This window comes from Cupriavidus sp. GW822-FHT02D05, from assembly GCF_058802485.1.
Map to the genome: position 1 here is coordinate 407,177 of NZ_JBXAOE010000001.1, position 16,095 is coordinate 423,271.

Below are 16,095 nucleotides of genomic sequence, written 5' to 3' on the forward strand. Positions count from 1 at the left end.
GCGGCCAAGTGTTTCGCAAGGAAAAAAGACATGTCGGTGATCGATATCAAAGTAGAACAGCCAGGCGGTTCGCGGCCGGCTGCGCAAGTGCAGGGCACTGCGCTGTACATCCGCATCCACGCGCTGGATAACGTGGCAATCGTCGCCAACGATGGCGGCCTGCCCGAGGGCACGGTATTTCCCTGCGGGCTGACGCTGCGCGAGCGGGTGCCGCAGGGCCACAAGGTGGCGCTGGTGGACCTGGCGGCTGGCGATGCCGTGGTGCGCTACAACGTGGTGATCGGCTACGCGCTGCGCGACCTGCCCAAGGGCAGCTGGGTCAACGAGCGCGTGATCGAGATGCCGGTGGCGCCCGGGCTGGACAACCTGCCTGTCGGCACGCGCGTGGCGGAACCGCTGCCACCGCTGGAAGGCTATAGCTTCGAGGGCTTTCGCAATCCGGACGGCTCGGTCGGCACCCGCAACATCCTCGCCATCACTACCACCGTGCAGTGCGTGTCGGGCGTGGTGGAGCACGCGGTGCGGCGCATCCGGGCCGAGCTGCTGCCGCAGTATCCCAATGTGGACGACGTGGTGGGGCTGGAGCACACCTACGGCTGCGGCGTGGCCATCGATGCGCCGGACGCGATCGTGCCGATCCGAACGCTGCGCAATATCGCGCTGAACCCGAATTTCGGCGGCACCGCCATGATGGTGAGCCTGGGTTGCGAGAAGCTGCAGCCGGAGCGCCTGCTGCCGGCCGGCAGCTTGCCCGGCGGCCTGGATGTTGGCGTGGTGTGCCTGCAGGACGACGAGCACGTCGGCTTCGAGAGCATGATCGATTCCATCATGGCAATGGCGCATACGCACCTGGCCAAGCTGGACCAGCGCCGCCGCGAAACCTGCCCGGCCTCGGAGCTGGTGGTGGGTGTGCAGTGCGGCGGCAGCGATGCATTTTCGGGTGTGACCGCCAATCCCGCCGTGGGGTTTGCCACCGACTTGCTGGTGCGCGCGGGCGCCACCGTGATGTTCTCGGAGGTCACTGAAGTGCGCGATGGCATCGACCAGCTCACCGCGCGTGCCGCCACGCCGGAAGTGGCGCAGGCCATGATCCGCGAGATGGACTGGTACGACCGCTACCTGGAAAAGGGCCGTGTCGACCGCAGCGCCAACACCACGCCCGGCAACAAGAAAGGCGGCCTGTCCAATATCGTCGAGAAGGCCATGGGCTCGATCGTCAAGTCGGGCAGCACGGCCATCACCGGCGTGCTCTCCCCCGGCGAGAAGCTCAAGCAAAAGGGCCTGATCTACGCGGCCACGCCCGCCAGCGACTTTATTTGCGGCACCCTGCAACTGGCCGCCGGCATGAACCTGCACGTATTCACCACCGGCCGCGGCACGCCGTATGGCCTGGCCGAAGTGCCGGTGATCAAGGTGGCAACGCGTAGCGATCTGGCACGCCGCTGGCACGACCTGATGGACGTGAACGCTGGCCGCATCGCCACCGGCGAAGCCACCATCGAGGATGTGGGCTGGGAGTTGTTCCGGTTGATGCTGGATGTGGCGAGCGGGCGCAAGAAGACCTGGGCCGAGCACCACAAGCTGCACAACTCGCTGGTGCTGTTCAACCCGGCGCCGGTAACCTGACCCGTTAGCCCGGCCAGCGCGGCCAAGAAAATCGATGCGGCGATACGCGGCCGGGACCAGTGTCCCGGCCGCTTTACATTCGCCGGGGGCCAACCTTAAATGAGGAAGGATTCGGCCCTTCTCCTGGCTACCACGCCTGCTGCCTTCCCCCCTTCAGTTCGCCATGCCATCCTCTCCCCGACATGACGCCGGAGACGGATGAAGCACGGATCAAGCCTTGCTTCGTGGCGCGCGGCCAGTGCCGCGGCCGAACCCCTATCCGGGATTCCGTCGCGAGGTGCATCATGGCCGATTTGTCGAGTGAGCTGGTCAATGGGTTGAAGTCGAAACTGAGAGGCCAGGTGCTGCAACCTGGCGAGCCGGGCTATGAGCAGGCGAGGCAAGTCTGGAACGCCATGATCGACCGCCGTCCCGCGCTGATCGTCAAAAGCGCCGGCGCGGCCGATGTCATCGATACGGTCGCGTTCGCGCGGGACAACGGCGTGCCGCTGTCAGTACGCGCCGGCGGCCACAACATCGGCGGCCTGGCGCTTTGCGATGACGGCATCACGCTGGACCTGTCGGGCATGAAATCGGTGCGGATCGACCCCACCGCGCTGCGCGCCTATGTCGAGCCCGGGGCCACGCTGGGCGATTTCGACCACGAGGCGCAGGCCTTCGGCCTTGCCACGCCGCTTGGCATCAACTCCACCACCGGCGTAGCCGGACTCACCCTGGGCGGCGGCTTTGGCTGGATCAGCCGCAAGTACGGCACCACCGTGGACAACCTGGTCAGCGCCCAGGTGGTGACAGCCGATGGCAAGCTGGTGCACGCCAGCGCCACTGAGCATCCCGACCTGTTCTGGGCCATTCGCGGCGGCGGCGGCAATTTCGGCGTGGTCACCATGTTCGAGTTCGCCCTGCGGCCAGTCGGCCCGGAGATCTATGGTGGCCTGATCGTCTATCCACTGGAGCAGGGCGTGGCCGTGTTGCAAGCCCTGCGCGACCGCCTAGACGGCATGCCCGACGAGCTGACCGTGTGGGCCGTGATGCGGCTCGCGCCGCCGCTGCCGTTCCTGCCGCCGCAGACCCATGGCAAGCCCATCGTGGCGCTGGCTATCTGCTACATCGGGCCGCCAGCCAACGGGCCGCAACTGGTTGAGCCATTGCGCCATCTCGGCACGCCCTATGGCGAGCATGTCGGACCCATGCCGTTTGCTGCGTGGCAGCAGGCGTTCGATCCTCTGCTCACGCCGGGGGCGCGCAACTACTGGAAATCGCACAACTTCGCCGGGCTGGATGATGGCCTGCTCACGTTGCTGGTGGATTACGTCAACAAGCTGCCCTCGCCGCACACCGAGATCTTCATCGGCGCCATGGGCGGCCAGACCAACCGGGTCGCGGCAGACGCCATGGCTTACCCCAATCGCGATGCCAACTACGTGATGAACGTGCACGGACGCTGGACCGAGCCGGCTGACGACGCCGCCTGCATCGCCTGGTCGCGCGAGGTGTTCCAGGCCGCCGCACCGTACGCGCTTGGCTCCGTATACGTGAATTTCCTGACGCAGGAAGAGGGCGATCGCGTCGGTGCCGCGTACGGGCCGAACCATGCCCGGCTGGTCGAGGTCAAGCGTCGGTACGACCCCAACAACCTGTTCCGCCACAACCAGAACATCAAGCCCTGAGCGCTTCCCGGCAGGCTATGCCGCCGGCCCCGTGCCGGCGGCATGGGTTACGTCGATCTTCGTACCGCGGGCGAGTGTCTGATACACCACGCAATAGCGCTCGGTCAGCCGCAGCAGCGATTCGAGCTGCTCGGCCTGCGCATCGGTATCCAGTTCAAACCGCATCCGGATCGCGCGCAAGCCCACGGCGGCGTCCTTGCTCACGCCAAGCGTGCCGCGAACATCGAGGTCGCCTTCCACCAGCACGCGCGCATCGCGCAGCACGATGCCCAGCGCGGTAGCCACCGCATTCAGCGTGACGCCAGCGCAGGCGGCCAAGGCCTCCAGCAGCATGTCGCCGGAGCAGGCGCTCAGGCCGGTGCCGCCGGTGGCAGGATGCAGGCCGGCTTGGACCATGGCCTTGCCGGTTTCGACGTGGCAGGTAACCCCCTCGCCCAGGCGGCTCGATGCACGCAAGGTGATCAAGGCAGCCTCGGGGTGTTCTCGGTACTTTTCCTTGAGCGGGGCCTGGAGGGTGCGGAGTTGGTCGGCGTGCACGGGCGTTCTCCCAAGCGTTGGCTTCAGGCATCGAGCCTAGGCGGCGGTTGCAAAACCTTCAAGGCGGCAACAGGCAGCCAGCATCTGAGGTGTCAAATCAACCGCGCCCCCGGCCACGCCCCCGACATCACGATATTGCGCACAGACTGCCGCACCGTTTGCATGATGTCCCACAATTCCGGCACCGGTGTGCGATTACGCGCGGTGGCAAGCGCCACCTGCCGCGTCACGACCGGATCCACCAGCCGGGCGGAATGCAGCCGGCCTTGCGCTACGCGATCCGCGACCGCGGCAAACGGCAGCAGGGTGGCGCCGCAGCCGTCTTCCACCAGGCGCATCGATACGGTATTGGACGCGTCGCATTCCAGCGCCAGTTGCAGGGTGGTGCCCGCGCGAGCAGCGAGCGATTCGGCCAGCACGCGCAGGCCGTGTCCGGTGCTGGGCAGGATCAGCGGCACTTCGCCAAGGCGGCGCACGGGAAAGGTCGGGCCGAGGTGGCTCCAGGATGTCGGCGTGACCAGGGTCAGGTCTTCTTCCAGCAGGATGTCGACCTTCAGCGCCCCTTGCTGCTCGGGCAGGTAGAGCAGGGCTACGTCGATCTCGCCAGCCGCCAGCCAGGCGAGCACGGGGCTGGCCAGTCCTTCGACGAAGCGCACTTTGGTCGCCGGGAAGCGTTGCTTGAGCGCGGTGCCGATGCTGGCGAATGCGGTGTTGGCGATGGTGGGCTGCGCCGCGATCACCAGTTGCGCAGGGCCTTGCGCCGACGAAGCGCGGATGGCTTCGCGGGCTTCGGCGAGCGTGGCCGCTACCTGCCGCGCATAGACAATCAACGTCTGGCCGGCTTCGGTCAGCACCACGCCGCGCCCGCTGCGGTGAAACAGGCGGGTGTCCAGCGCGGCTTCCAGCCGGGCGATCTGCCGGCTTACGGTGGACTGGTCCGCGCCCATTTCGAGCGCGGCGCGCGAGATGCTCTGCGTGTTGGCGACGCAGACGAAGCAGGCCAGATCCTCGGAGTTCATCGCAGCGCTTAGCTGGCGAAACGATCGCGCAGCGCCTGCGTCGCGGTACGGAAGAGACTCTGGTCCACGCCCACCGCCACGAAGCTCGCGCCCATGTCCAGGTAGCGGCGCGCGTCGGCTTCTACCGGTGTCAGCGTGCCCACGGCCTTGCCGGCGCGCCTGGCGGCCGCGAAGATGCGCGCCACCTGCGCCTGCACTTCGGGATGGTTGGGGTTGCCGAGGTGGCCGTAGGCGGCCGCGAGGTCGTTCGGGCCGATAAAGATGCCGTCGACCCCATCGACCGCGCAGATCTCGTCGGCCGCGTCCACGCCTTTGCGGCTTTCGATCTGCACCAGCACGCAGATATTGTCATTGATCTGGCTGAAGTACTCCGGCACCGTGCCATAGCGGTTGCTGCGCTGGACCGACGACACGCCACGCATGCCCGCTGGCGGGTAGCGGGTGGCGCTCACCGCGCGCCCGGCCTGCTCCGCGCTCTCCACAAAGGGAATCAGGAAATTGTAGAAGCCGATGTCCAGCAGGCGCTTGATCAACACCGGATCGTTGGCGGGCGGGCGCACTACCGGCGCGCTCAGGCTGCCTTGCAGCGCCATCAGTTGCGGGATGAAGGTCAGCACGTCGTTGGGCGAATGCTCTGCGTCGAGCAGCAGCCAGTCGAAGCCGGCCAGGCCGAGGATCTCGGTGGTGGTGGCGTTGCCCAGCGAGCACCAGCACCCGATCACGCGCTTGTGCGCCAGCACGTCGGCACGAAAGCGGTTGGGCAGGGGCGAGGGCAAGGTTGAATTCGGGAGGGAGGACATGACGATGGTGTTCCTGTTTTCAGTCTGGAAGGCGAATGGGTCAGCCGGTGACCCCGGTCTGCCAGGGCGGTGTGGCCCCGCATTCAGCCTTTGACCGGCTGCGGGGCCAGCGCTGATGCCAGATGGCTTGCTGGGCTGGCGGGTCAGTGCGAACCGCTGACGATCTGCTTGGTGAAACTGGCGCGTTCCATCTCCACCACCTCCACGCTGACCTGCACGCTGTCTTCCGCGTTGGCCGGGCGCACCGCGTCGGCAATGACCTCGCAGATCGCCTGGCTCAGTGCCTGGCGCACGGCCAGGTCGCGGCCGTCCAGGATGTGCAGGCGCGCATGGACGAAAGCGCGCTCGCGCGCCTCGGTGCCCTGGCGGTAGGAGGTCAGCGTGATGCAGCGCGACTTGATGTCCGGCTCGCCGAACTGGCCGGAGGCCAGCAGCGCGGCATTGGCCTCGTCCAGCAGTTCTTCCTGCGAGCAGGTGAGGCGGGTGTTTTCGGTAATTTCAATGATGAGGTGGGGCATGGTCGCTAGGCCTGAAGGTTTCGGTGAGTCGCCGGGGCGGGGGATCAGTCCACCGCCAGCCGCGACAGCGGGCCGGGCGACTTGCCGCGCGCTGCCTGCACGCGCGCCGCGGCGTCGTCAAGCTGGGCCAGCGTGCCGCTGTCCACCGGCATGAATTCGGCGCGGGCGCGGCGCCAGGCACGTTCCGGCTCGCCGGGCAGCAGGATGGCATCGGTGCCGGGCTGCAGGTGCGACGAGCGCAGCCAGTCGACGAAGGCCTGCACTTCATGGCCAAAGGTGGTGCTGCTGCCCAGGCGCTCGGGGTCGAACACGATGGCCAGCATGTTGTTCCAGACCGCGTGCTCGTGGGTCAGGGTCTCCGGGCGGATGGTGTGGCCACCGGTGACCGCCGCGCCCAGAAGTTCGCACATCACCGCCAGCACGTAGCCCTTGTGCTCGCCGAAGGGGCGCAGCGCGCCCTGCGCCTGGCCAGGGGGCGGGAACATCACGGCCGGGTCGTCGGTAGGGTGGCCTTCGGTGTCGAGCAGGCAGCCCGGGGGCACCGTCACACCCTTGTTGTTGGCCACGCGCACCTTGCCCAGCGCGATCGCGCTGGTGGCGAAATCCATCACCAGCGGTTCGCCGCCGGCCACCGGCACGCCGATGGTGAACGGGTTGGTGCCATAGCGCGCCTCATAGCCGCCATGCGGGGCCACGATCGGCTTGGATAGGACATTGACGAAGTGGATGGAGATCATGCCGGCAGCGGTAGCCTGCTCGGCCCAGTGCCCAACCCGGCCCAGGTGGTGCGAGGCGCGCAGCCCCAGCACGCATACGCCGTGCTCGCGCGCGCGCTCGATGGCCAGGCCCATGGCTTCCTCGGTCACCGCCTGGCCCATGCCGCGATTGCCATCCAGGCTGAGGATGCCGCCAGCCTCGTGCACCACGCTCACGCGCTGGTTCAGTTGAAGCTGCTCGCCTTGCCAGGACATCACGTACTTCGGGATCATGCCGACCCCGTGCGAGTCGTGGCCAGACAGGTTGGCGCCGACGAGGTGGTCGGCGGTCAGGCGGGCCTCGCGGGCATCGGAGCCGGCGGCGAGCCAGAGATCGACCACCCATTGATGGAGGGCGGGAGTCGGGATGCGGTGTTCACTCATGAGCTTGGGGTTCGAAAGAGAAGGGGAGATCGGTGGGGAAATCGGTCGAACATGGCGGCCCCCATGATAAGCCGCCGGGCCCGGCTTGGGTACCCGGCAAGCCATGCGAGCCATGCACTGGCGTCATTCCGGCCGGATGTTGGCGCTCTTGATCAGCTGCGCCCACTTGGCCACTTCGCTCTTCTGGAACGCGCCCAGTTCGGCCGGGCCGGCGCCGGACGGCTCGATCCCGAGCGAGGCCAGCCGGGCGCGCATGTCGGGCTCCTGGATGATCTTGCCGATGTCCGCGGCAAGGCGGTTGACGATGGGTGCAGGCGTGCCAGCGGGGGCAAACACGGCTTGCCAGGAAACGATCTCGTAGCCTTGCAGTTTCGCGCCGCCGGCTTCGGCCACGGTCGGCACGTCCGGCAGTTCGCGAGCGCGCTTGGCGGCCGTGGTGGCCAGCGCGCGGAACTTGCCGGACTGAATCATCGGCATGGCGGCCACGCTGTTCTCGAACAAGACATCAACCTGGTTGCCCAGCAGGGCTTGCACGGCGGGGCTGCTGCCCTTGAACGGCACGTGGAGCAGCTTGACGCCCGCCATGCTGGAGAACAGTTCGCCGGCCAGGTGCTGCGAGGTGCCGTTGCCGGCCGAGCCGAAGGAGACGGCGCCGGGCTTGGCCTTGGCGGCGGCGATCACGTCCTGCACGGTCTTCCACGGGCTGTTGGCGTTGACCACCAGCAGGTTGGGCAGGGTGCCGATCAGGGCCACGGGCTGGAAGTTCTTGATCGGGTCGTAAGGCATCTTCGGATACAGGCTCACATTGATCGAGTGCGAGCTGATGGTGCCGCCGACCAGGGTGTAACCGTCCGGCGCGGCCTTGGCCACATAGTCGGAGCCGATATTGCCGCCCGCGCCGGCGCGGTTCTCCACCACCACCGGCTGGCCGATCATCTGCGACAGGCGCTGGCCAATCAGGCGGCCGAGCACGTCGGTGGTGCCGCCCGCGGCAAAGGGCACCACGTAGTTGACCGGCTTGGCCGGCCAGGTGTCCTGCGCATGGGCCGGCAGCGCGCCAACGGCGGCCAGGGCGCAGGCGAGCAGGCCAAAGGCGCGGCGAGATGGGGAAACGGCGCGGAAAATGGGCTGCAAAATGGGCTGCAAAACGGGATGGGACTGATGGGCCGGCTGGCTGGCCCGAAGGGGCCGCAGGTGCAGAAGCTGCAGAAGCATGTCTTGGTCTCCATTGTATTTTTGTCTGGGCCATCGTCCTTTGCGCTGCGTGACGTGGCCGCTATGCTCTGGCAAGCGGCGCATGTGGCAGGGTGGGATCGCCTGGCAACAGGCTACACGCGTGCCGTGGTAGTAGCCTTGCGTTTTACGCATAACAGAAATGCGCCTGAAGCCAGGCGCCCGAAGCGTTCGCGACGTAACAATCGCTACATTCCCGGAGGTTCCGGATTGCTCTCATCCCGGCTCCGGCCCGATTGCACTGCACCATTTCCTTTCTGCCATGACCAGCCAATCCGTTGCAGCTACCGTGCCTTCCACTTCCTCCTCCGCCAATCCGGCGGCGCGCTCCGGCGGCCGGATCCTAGTGGACGCGCTGCGCATCCACGGCGCGGAGCGTATCTTCTGCGTGCCGGGTGAGAGCTTCCTGGATGTCCTCGACGCGCTGCACAACCAGCCCGCCATTGACCTGATCGTCTGCAAGCACGAAGGCGCCGCGGCCAACATGGCAGAGGCCGACGGCAAGCTCACGGGCCGCCCGGGCATCTGCTTCGTCACGCGCGGCCCGGGCGCCACGCACGCCAGCATCGGCGTGCATATCGCAGCGCAGGATTCCACGCCGATGCTGCTCTTCGTTGGGCAGATCGCTCGCGGCCACAAGGGCCGGGAGGCCTTCCAGGAGGTCGACTACGGCGCCATGTTCGGCTCCATCGCCAAGTGGGTGGTGGAGATCGAGGATCCGGCTCGTATCCCTGAGCTGGTGGCACGCGCGTTCCACTGCGCCACCTCGGGCCGGCCCGGCCCGGTGGTGATTTCCCTGCCCGAAGACGTGCTGGACGGCCTGTGCGAGGTGGCCGATACTGGCCGCTATCGCCCGGTGGCGGCGGCACCGCGCGCGGTCGATGCCGATGCGCTCGCTGCCGCGCTGGCGGGGGCCGAGCGCCCGCTGGTGATTGCCGGCGGCGCCAACTGGAGCGCGCAGGCGGCGGCCGATTTTGCGGCCTTCGTGCAGCGCTGGAACCTGCCGGTGGCCTGTGCGTTCCGCCGCCAGGACGTATTCGATAATCGCGATCCGCACTACGTTGGGCACCTCAGTCTGGGCGTCAACCCGGCGTTGGCCGAGCGCGTGCGCACGGCCGACGTGATCCTGGCCTTCGGCACGCGGCTGGGCGATATCGCGACCGACGGCTACACCTTGCTGGAGGCCCCGCAGCCGCGCCAGCGCCTGTTCCACCTGCACGCCGACAGTGCCGAGCTGGGCCGCGTCTACCAGCCCGAGCTGGCCATCCATGCGGGCATCGAGCCCGGCGCCGCCATGCTGGCCGCGCTCACGCCGCCGGCGGCGGTGCGCTGGGGCGACTGGACCAGCGCCGCGCGCGCCGCGCATGGCGTCTTCGTGGCCCCGGCCAAGCCGCACCCGCAGCTCACCGGCGTGGACATGGGCGCGGTGGTCGCGCACCTGGACCGGGTCTTGCCCGACGACGCTGTGCTGACCAACGGCGCCGGCAACTACACGGTCTGGCTGCATCGCTACTACGCCTATCGCCAGCCGCGCACCGAACTGGCCCCCACCTGCGGTGCCATGGGCTACGGCCTGCCCGCGGCGATCGCCGCCAAGCTGCGCGACCCGCAGCGCACCGTGGTGTGCTTCGCCGGCGACGGCTGCTTCCTGATGTACCCGCAGGAAGTGGCCACGGCCGCGCAGTACGGCGCCAACCTGATCGTGGTGGTGGTCAACAACGGCATGTACGGCACCATCCGCATGCACCAGGAGAAGCGCTATCCCGGGCGCGTCAGCGGCACGGACATCCCGAGCCCGGATTTTGTGGCGATGGCGCAGTCGTGCGGGGCCTGGGCGGAGCGCGTGACGCAGACGGAAGATTTCGCCGCGGCCTTTGCGCGCGCGCAGGCCGCGGGCAAGCCCGCCGTGCTGGAGCTGGTCACGGACCCGCGCCAGATCACCCCGGCGATGCGGATCGCGGACTGAAAGAAGAAGAAAGCAAAAAACAAAATACAAGACAGGAGACATCCCATGACCGATGCCACGCTGGCCGACTTGCGCAGCCAGTTTGCCGGCCGCTTGCTGAGCGCCGCCGATGACACTGCGCCGTTTCTCACCGACTGGCGCCGCAGCTGGACCGGCCGCGCCCTGGCCGTGGCGCAGCCCGATAGCACGGCCGACGTGGCGGCCATCGTGCGCTGGTGCGCGGCGCGCCAAGTGCCGCTGGTGCCGCAGGGTGGCAATACGGGCATGGTGGGTGGCGCCATCCCGGACGACCGCGGCCGCGCGCTGGTGCTGTCCACGGCGCGGTTGAACCGCATCCGCGAGATCGATCCGATCAACAACACGCTCACCGCGGAGGCGGGCTGCATCCTGGCCGCCGTGCAGCAGGCGGCGCAGGAAGCGGGGCGCTTGTACCCGCTGTCGCTCGGCGCGGAGGGCAGTTGCACCATCGGCGGCAATCTCGCCAGCAACGCGGGCGGGGTGCAGGTGCTGCGCTACGGCAATACACGCGAGCTGTGCCTGGGGCTGGAAGTGGTAACGCCCGACGGCGAGATCTGGGACGGCCTGCGCGGCCTGCGCAAGGACAACACCGGCTACGACCTCAAGCAGCTCTTTATCGGCGCGGAGGGCACGTTGGGCGTGATCACTGCCGCCACCCTCAAGTTGTTCCCGCGTCCGGCGGCGCGCATGACGGCGCTGGCCGCGGTGAGCGATCCGCATGCGGCACTGCGCCTGCTGGAACTGGCCCAGCGCCGGCTAGCCGCCACGCTGACGGCGTTCGAGTTGATGAGCGGCGTGTGCGTGGCACTGGTGGCGCGACATTTCCCGGACTGCCGCGCGCCCTTCGGGCAGGAGCATCCCTGGTATGTGCTGCTGGAGAGCAGCGACCCGCATAGCGAGGCGCACGCCACGCAGGCCTTCGGGGAGCTGATGGAAGAGGCCTTCGAGGCTGGCATCGTGGCGGACGCTGCCATCGCGGCCTCGCTGGCGCAGTCCGATGGGCTGTGGCGGATCCGCCATCACCTGCCGCAGGCCCAGTCGCTGGAGGGCGACAACCTCAAGCACGACATCTCGGTGCCGATCTCCGCGATCGGCGCGTTCATTGCGCACACCAGCGCCGCCATCGTGGCCGCCAATCCCGGCGCTCGCGTACTGGCTTTTGGCCATCTGGGCGACGGCAACCTGCATTACAACGTCAGCGCGCCGTACGGCGTGTCGCAAGCGGACTTTGTGCGGGCCAACGGCGCGGCCATCAGCGCGCTGGTGTACGAGGCCGTGCACCGTGTGCGTGGCTCGATCTCGGCCGAACATGGCATCGGCCAGCTCAAGGTCGACAAGAACGCGCACTACAAATCCGCCGTGGAAATGATGCTGATGCAAAAGATCAAGCACGCGCTGGACCCGCACGGGCTGATGAACCCGGGCCGGCTGCTGCCGGGCGCATCGCACTGAGCGCACTGCACGCCACGCGCCAAGCATCACAACAAGATCCTGAGAGGAGACACCCATGCATCAAAGCTACAAGCCGTTGCGCCGCACGCTGCTGGCCGCCCTGGCCGCCACCGCCGCGTGCGTGGCGTTGCCCGTGCAGGCGGACACCTATCCGTCCAGGCCGATCCGCGTGGTGGTGCCGTTTGCCGCTGGCGGCAATACGGATATCGTGGCCCGGCTGATCGGGCGCGACATGCAAAAGGCGCTGGGCCAGCCGGTGGTGGTGGAAAACCGCCCCGGCGCCTCGGGCAACATCGGCGCCGACATCGTTGCCAAGTCGGCGCCGGACGGCTACACCTTCCTGATGGGCACGGTTGGCACCAATGCGATCAATGCCAGCTTCTATCGCAAGATGCCCTACGATACGGCCAAGGATTTCACTGCCGTGGCCATGGTCGCCTCGGTGCCGAATATCCTGGTGGTCAATCCCGCCGTGCCGGCAAAGAACGTCAAGGAACTCACGCAGTTCGTGAAGAGCGAAAACGGCAAGGCCACCTTTGCCTCGTCGGGTGCGGGCAGCTCGATCCACCTGTCGGGCGAGCTGTACAAGGTCATGACCGGAACCCAGATGGTGCATGTGCCATACAAGGGCAGCGCGCTGGCGGTGACCGACCTGATGGGCGGGCAGGTGCAGATCATGTTCGACAACGCGCCGACCTCGCTGCCCTTCGTCAAGTCCGGCAAGCTCAAAGCGCTTGCCGTGACCGGCACCCAGCGCATGAGCGCGCTGCCTGATGTGCCGACGATGGAAGAAGCCGGCCTGCCAGGCTTTGTGACCGGCTCGTGGTTCGGCCTGTTTGCCCCGGCTGGCACGCCGCGCGAGATCGTGTCGAAGGTGAGCGATGCGGTGATGGCGGCCATGCGCAGGCCCGAGTTCCGCGAGCAGCTGGTCCATGCCGGCGCCGAGCCGGACCCCAAGCCCGCCGCAGAATTCCAGGTCTTCGCGCTGGCCGAGAAGGCGCGCTGGGAAAAGGTGGTCAAGGCGGCCGGCGTATCGGTCAACGAGTAAAACCCTGGGCGCGCCGGTCGCGCCCGACCTGACGGAGCCCCTATGCAAAGCCAACCCCCAGCCACCGTGCGCCATGACGCCGCCGCGCTGCGCAGCATGGCGCAGGCCATGTTCGAGCGCGCGGGCATGCCCGCCGACCGGGCCGCCGACGTGGCGGACATCCTGGTCGAAGGCGACCTGATGGGCCACGATACGCACGGCCTGCAATTGCTGCCCACCTACCTGGCTGAGATCGAAAGCGGCAGCATGGCGGTCAAGGAGGACTACGAGGTGCTGGCCAACCGCGCCGCCGTGGCCACCTGGGACGGCAAGCGCCTGCCGGGGCCGTGGCTGACGCTGCGCGCCATGCAAAGCGCGATGGCGCGGGCGCGCGACTACGGCACCGGCACGGTCACCATCCGCCGCGCGCACCATATTGCGTGCCTGGCCGCCTACCTGGAGCGCGCCACGCGGGAAGGCTTCGTCATGCTGCTGTACTCCTCGGCGCCGGCCGCCATGACCGTGGCGCCGTTCGGCGGCACCCGCCCCGTGTTCTCGCCCAGTCCTGTGGCGGCGGGCTTTCCCACGCCCGACGGCCCGGTGCTGATCGATGTCTCCACCTCGGTCACCACGGTCGGCCTGACCACGCGGCTGTACAAGGAAGGCAAGCGCCTGCCGCACCAGTGGCTGATCGATGAGAACGGCAACGCCAGCGACGACCCCGCCGTCATGTTTGCGCCGCACGCGGGCTCGATCCTGCCGCTGGGCGGGCTCGATGCCGGCCATAAGGGCTATGCGCTGTCGCTGATGGTGGAAGCGCTGACCGCCGGCCTGTCCGGCCATGGCCGCGACGATCCGGGCAAGCGCTGGGGCAATACCGTGTTCCTGCAGATACTGGACCCGTCTGCCTTTGCCGGTGAAGAAGCCTTTGCCGGGCAAATGGGCTGGATCGCGCGGGCCTGCATGGAAAATCCGCCGCGCCCGGGCGTGGATCGCGTGCGCCTGCCGGGGCAGGGTGCGCTGGAACGCAAGGCGCGCCAGCTGCGCGATGGCGTGGCGCTGAATCCCGCCATCCTGCCGCAGATCCAGCCCTGGCTGGACAAGTTCGGCATGGCGGCGCCGGCGCCGCTGGCTTGAGGCGCACCCCGGCGCCGAAGCGCGATCAGTCCTGCCAGAAGCCCGCGTGCGCCTGCGCCGCCTCGTCCTCCAGCGCGGGGCCCAGCACGGCGACGCTGTGCTGCCCGCGCGCGAACACCTCCCGGCAGGGCAGCGAGAAGGTGGGGTTCTCGGGGTGCGCGCCCGTCAGCGTCAGCAACCGGTGCTCGGACAGCGCGTACACGACCCGCCCGATGTTGCACCAGTAGATCGCGCCGGCACACATGCAGCAGGGCTCCGCGCTGGTGTAGAGCGTGGCGCTGGCGAGTGCCTGCGGCGACAGCTTGCGGGCGGCTTCGGCCGCGGCGACCAGTTCGGCATGCTGGGTGGGGTCGCCCTCGGGCGGCATCGAGTTGTTGCCGGCGCTGGCGATGATATTGCCGTCGGCGTCCGCCACCAGCGCCGCAAAGGGATGGCGCCCGCGGGCGCGGGACGCCTCCGACAGGCGGATGGCCTCGCGCAGCAGGCGCAGGTCCTGTTGGCTCAGCCCCGTGGCAGCAGCGGTAGTGTCGGCGGCAATCAATGTGGTCATGGTCTGGTCCCGGTGGGTTCGTGAAGCGCGTGGCGGCGCGACGGCGTGGTGGTCTGGTGCGAATCATGACATGCAAGCCGCAGGGCCTGACCACGGCCGCCGCCATCATGGCGGCAAGACGCGGGTGCCTAGCGACGGTCGGCCGGGATTCGCAAAGAATCCGCAGAACCTCCGCAAAGCGGCGGATTTAAATAGGAAATCGATCGAGAGCGATGCGGGCGTCAGCAACGCAGCGCCGATGGCTTGAAGCACGCGTGCTGCAACGAGCCACCCTACGTTGACAGCCAAACCACACGCAACCGACGCCGCCAGAAATAGCCCTACGCCGGCCAGAAACACCTTCTTGTGCCCATGCTTATCTGCCAACCCGCCAGACGGAATGAGCGTTGCAGCGTAGGCAACGGTGTAGGCATTGAGCACCCAGGAGAGATTTGCCGCAGTGGCTTGAGGAAGCCCTGCACGTAAGGCACTGAAGGCGGCGGTTGCTGAGCTATCTGGATTTGTCATGAGGCTCTTCAGATGATGTGTGCGTCGGATCTGATTGGGATAAAGCGCCTCAGGAAAGCCCGAACGTTTTCCGCAGATTTGCATCGACCGGGCCTGCCGGCATGAAACGGCGCAGCTTGCTCAGGAGGGAGGCCTCGCCTTTGGGTGTGCGGCGCATTTTCCACGTACCAAAGGCGGCATCGACGACCGTGCTCGCGACGCCATCGGGATCCGGTGCTTTTTGTACACTTTCTTGAATCGCCTGCGAAACGACGCTGCGCTCGTTGTCGTAGGCAGATACCTTGGAAGCCGCGTGCGGAGCGTTGATATCCAGGCTGGTCTTGGTAAATGAGGGCTCGACAAGCACCACACGGATGCCGAACTTGCGCACCTCGTGGTCCAACGTCTCGGACATCCCCTCCACGGCGTGTTTGGACGCCGAATAGAGACCCATGTACGGCGCTGGCAGGAACCCGAGCACCGAGCTGATGTTGACAATTCTTCCCGAACCTTGCTCGCGCATGTGTGGCAATACGGCTCGTGTGGTGCGCAAGATGCCAAATACGTTGGTGTCAAACAGCGCCTGCCCTTCGGCGATCGAGGTTTCTTCGGTCGCTCCGAGCAGCGTCACGCCGGCACTGTTGACCAGCACGTCGATGCGCTCGGCCTGCGCGATGATGGCCTGGATACCCCGTTGAACAGAGGCTTCATCGCGGATATCCATCTCGACCAGCTCAACGCCCGGTAGCGGCTGCGCTTTTGCGACGTTGCGCACGGTGCCGAATACCCGGCAGCCCCGCAGCGCAAACTTCGCGGCGGTGGCACGGCCGATGCCCGAGGACACGCCTGTAATGACGACAACTTTGGAACTAGACATGGCAGTTTCTTTCGGTATGTGTGGTTCGGTGCTGCGGTAAAGG

14 protein-coding genes and 1 pseudogene are annotated in these 16,095 nt (G+C 67.4%); 6 read left to right on the forward strand and 9 right to left on the reverse strand.

Annotated features, from left to right (window positions below; genetic code table 11):
* Window positions 1-30: 30 nt before the first annotated feature.
* Together garD and AC1RQK_RS01875 are read left to right on the forward strand one after the other, a co-directional pair.
* Window positions 31-1,626, forward strand: a complete 1,596-nt coding sequence (garD, locus tag AC1RQK_RS01870) for a galactarate dehydratase (protein ID WP_492374261.1) — start codon at window positions 31-33, stop codon at window positions 1,624-1,626.
* A gap of 284 nt (window positions 1,627-1,910) precedes the next feature.
* Window positions 1,911-3,293, forward strand: coding sequence for an FAD-binding oxidoreductase (locus tag AC1RQK_RS01875; RefSeq protein WP_492374260.1), 1,383 nt, complete (start codon window positions 1,911-1,913; stop codon window positions 3,291-3,293).
* A gap of 15 nt (window positions 3,294-3,308) precedes the next feature.
* Here the strand turns inward: AC1RQK_RS01875 and AC1RQK_RS01880 are convergent, their stop codons facing one another.
* The 6 genes from AC1RQK_RS01880 to AC1RQK_RS01905 form a co-directional block, all read right to left on the reverse strand.
* Complete coding sequence (locus AC1RQK_RS01880) at window positions 3,309-3,830, reverse strand: OsmC family protein (protein WP_492807341.1); 522 nt, start codon at window positions 3,828-3,830, stop codon at window positions 3,309-3,311.
* Window positions 3,831-3,922: 92 nt separating this feature from the next.
* Window positions 3,923-4,849 carry a LysR family transcriptional regulator gene (locus AC1RQK_RS01885; protein WP_492374258.1) on the reverse strand — a complete coding sequence of 309 codons (927 nt, stop codon included), beginning with the start codon at window positions 4,847-4,849 and terminating at the stop codon, window positions 3,923-3,925.
* An 8-nt stretch (window positions 4,850-4,857) separates the two neighbouring features.
* On the reverse strand, window positions 4,858-5,649 hold the full coding sequence (gene garL, locus AC1RQK_RS01890; RefSeq protein WP_492807343.1) for a 2-dehydro-3-deoxyglucarate aldolase: 792 nt from the start codon (window positions 5,647-5,649) through the stop codon (window positions 4,858-4,860).
* A 143-nt stretch (window positions 5,650-5,792) separates the two neighbouring features.
* The gene (locus AC1RQK_RS01895; RefSeq protein WP_043355096.1) at window positions 5,793-6,167 is read right to left on the reverse strand and encodes a 5-carboxymethyl-2-hydroxymuconate Delta-isomerase; all 375 of its coding nucleotides are present in this window, start codon (window positions 6,165-6,167) and stop codon (window positions 5,793-5,795) included.
* A gap of 44 nt (window positions 6,168-6,211) precedes the next feature.
* The gene (locus tag AC1RQK_RS01900) at window positions 6,212-7,306 is read right to left on the reverse strand and encodes a malate/lactate/ureidoglycolate dehydrogenase (protein ID WP_492807345.1); all 1,095 of its coding nucleotides are present in this window, start codon (window positions 7,304-7,306) and stop codon (window positions 6,212-6,214) included.
* 123 nt (window positions 7,307-7,429) lie between these two features.
* Window positions 7,430-8,521 carry a Bug family tripartite tricarboxylate transporter substrate binding protein gene (locus AC1RQK_RS01905; RefSeq protein WP_492807347.1) on the reverse strand — a complete coding sequence of 364 codons (1,092 nt, stop codon included), beginning with the start codon at window positions 8,519-8,521 and terminating at the stop codon, window positions 7,430-7,432.
* A 280-nt stretch (window positions 8,522-8,801) separates the two neighbouring features.
* Between AC1RQK_RS01905 and AC1RQK_RS01910 the strand changes: the two genes are divergently transcribed.
* The 4 genes from AC1RQK_RS01910 to AC1RQK_RS01925 are packed head-to-tail and all read left to right on the forward strand — an operon-like array spanning window position 8,802 to window position 14,139.
* Window positions 8,802-10,505, forward strand: a complete 1,704-nt coding sequence (locus AC1RQK_RS01910; RefSeq protein WP_492807348.1) for a thiamine pyrophosphate-binding protein — start codon at window positions 8,802-8,804, stop codon at window positions 10,503-10,505.
* Between the two features lie 45 nt (window positions 10,506-10,550).
* Window positions 10,551-11,975: an FAD-binding oxidoreductase gene (locus AC1RQK_RS01915; protein ID WP_492807349.1), complete on the forward strand. Its 1,425-nt coding sequence runs from the start codon at window positions 10,551-10,553 to the stop codon at window positions 11,973-11,975.
* 55 nt (window positions 11,976-12,030) lie between these two features.
* Window positions 12,031-13,023, forward strand: coding sequence for a Bug family tripartite tricarboxylate transporter substrate binding protein (locus AC1RQK_RS01920; RefSeq protein ID WP_492807351.1), 993 nt, complete (start codon window positions 12,031-12,033; stop codon window positions 13,021-13,023).
* A 42-nt stretch (window positions 13,024-13,065) separates the two neighbouring features.
* The gene (locus AC1RQK_RS01925) at window positions 13,066-14,139 is read left to right on the forward strand and encodes an Ldh family oxidoreductase (protein WP_492807353.1); all 1,074 of its coding nucleotides are present in this window, start codon (window positions 13,066-13,068) and stop codon (window positions 14,137-14,139) included.
* Window positions 14,140-14,164: 25 nt separating this feature from the next.
* Here AC1RQK_RS01925 and AC1RQK_RS01930 read toward each other — a convergent pair whose 3' ends face one another.
* The 3 genes and pseudogenes from AC1RQK_RS01930 to AC1RQK_RS01940 form a co-directional block, all read right to left on the reverse strand.
* Window positions 14,165-14,689, reverse strand: a complete 525-nt coding sequence (locus AC1RQK_RS01930; RefSeq protein ID WP_492807355.1) for a nucleoside deaminase — start codon at window positions 14,687-14,689, stop codon at window positions 14,165-14,167.
* Window positions 14,690-14,890: 201 nt separating this feature from the next.
* Window positions 14,891-15,280, reverse strand: a pseudogene (locus tag AC1RQK_RS01935) (MFS transporter); the annotation flags it as partial.
* Window positions 15,246-16,052: an oxidoreductase gene (locus AC1RQK_RS01940; protein ID WP_492807357.1), complete on the reverse strand. Its 807-nt coding sequence runs from the start codon at window positions 16,050-16,052 to the stop codon at window positions 15,246-15,248. The gene AC1RQK_RS01940 and the pseudogene AC1RQK_RS01935, both read right to left, overlap by 35 nt.
* Window positions 16,053-16,095 lie beyond the last annotated feature (43 nt).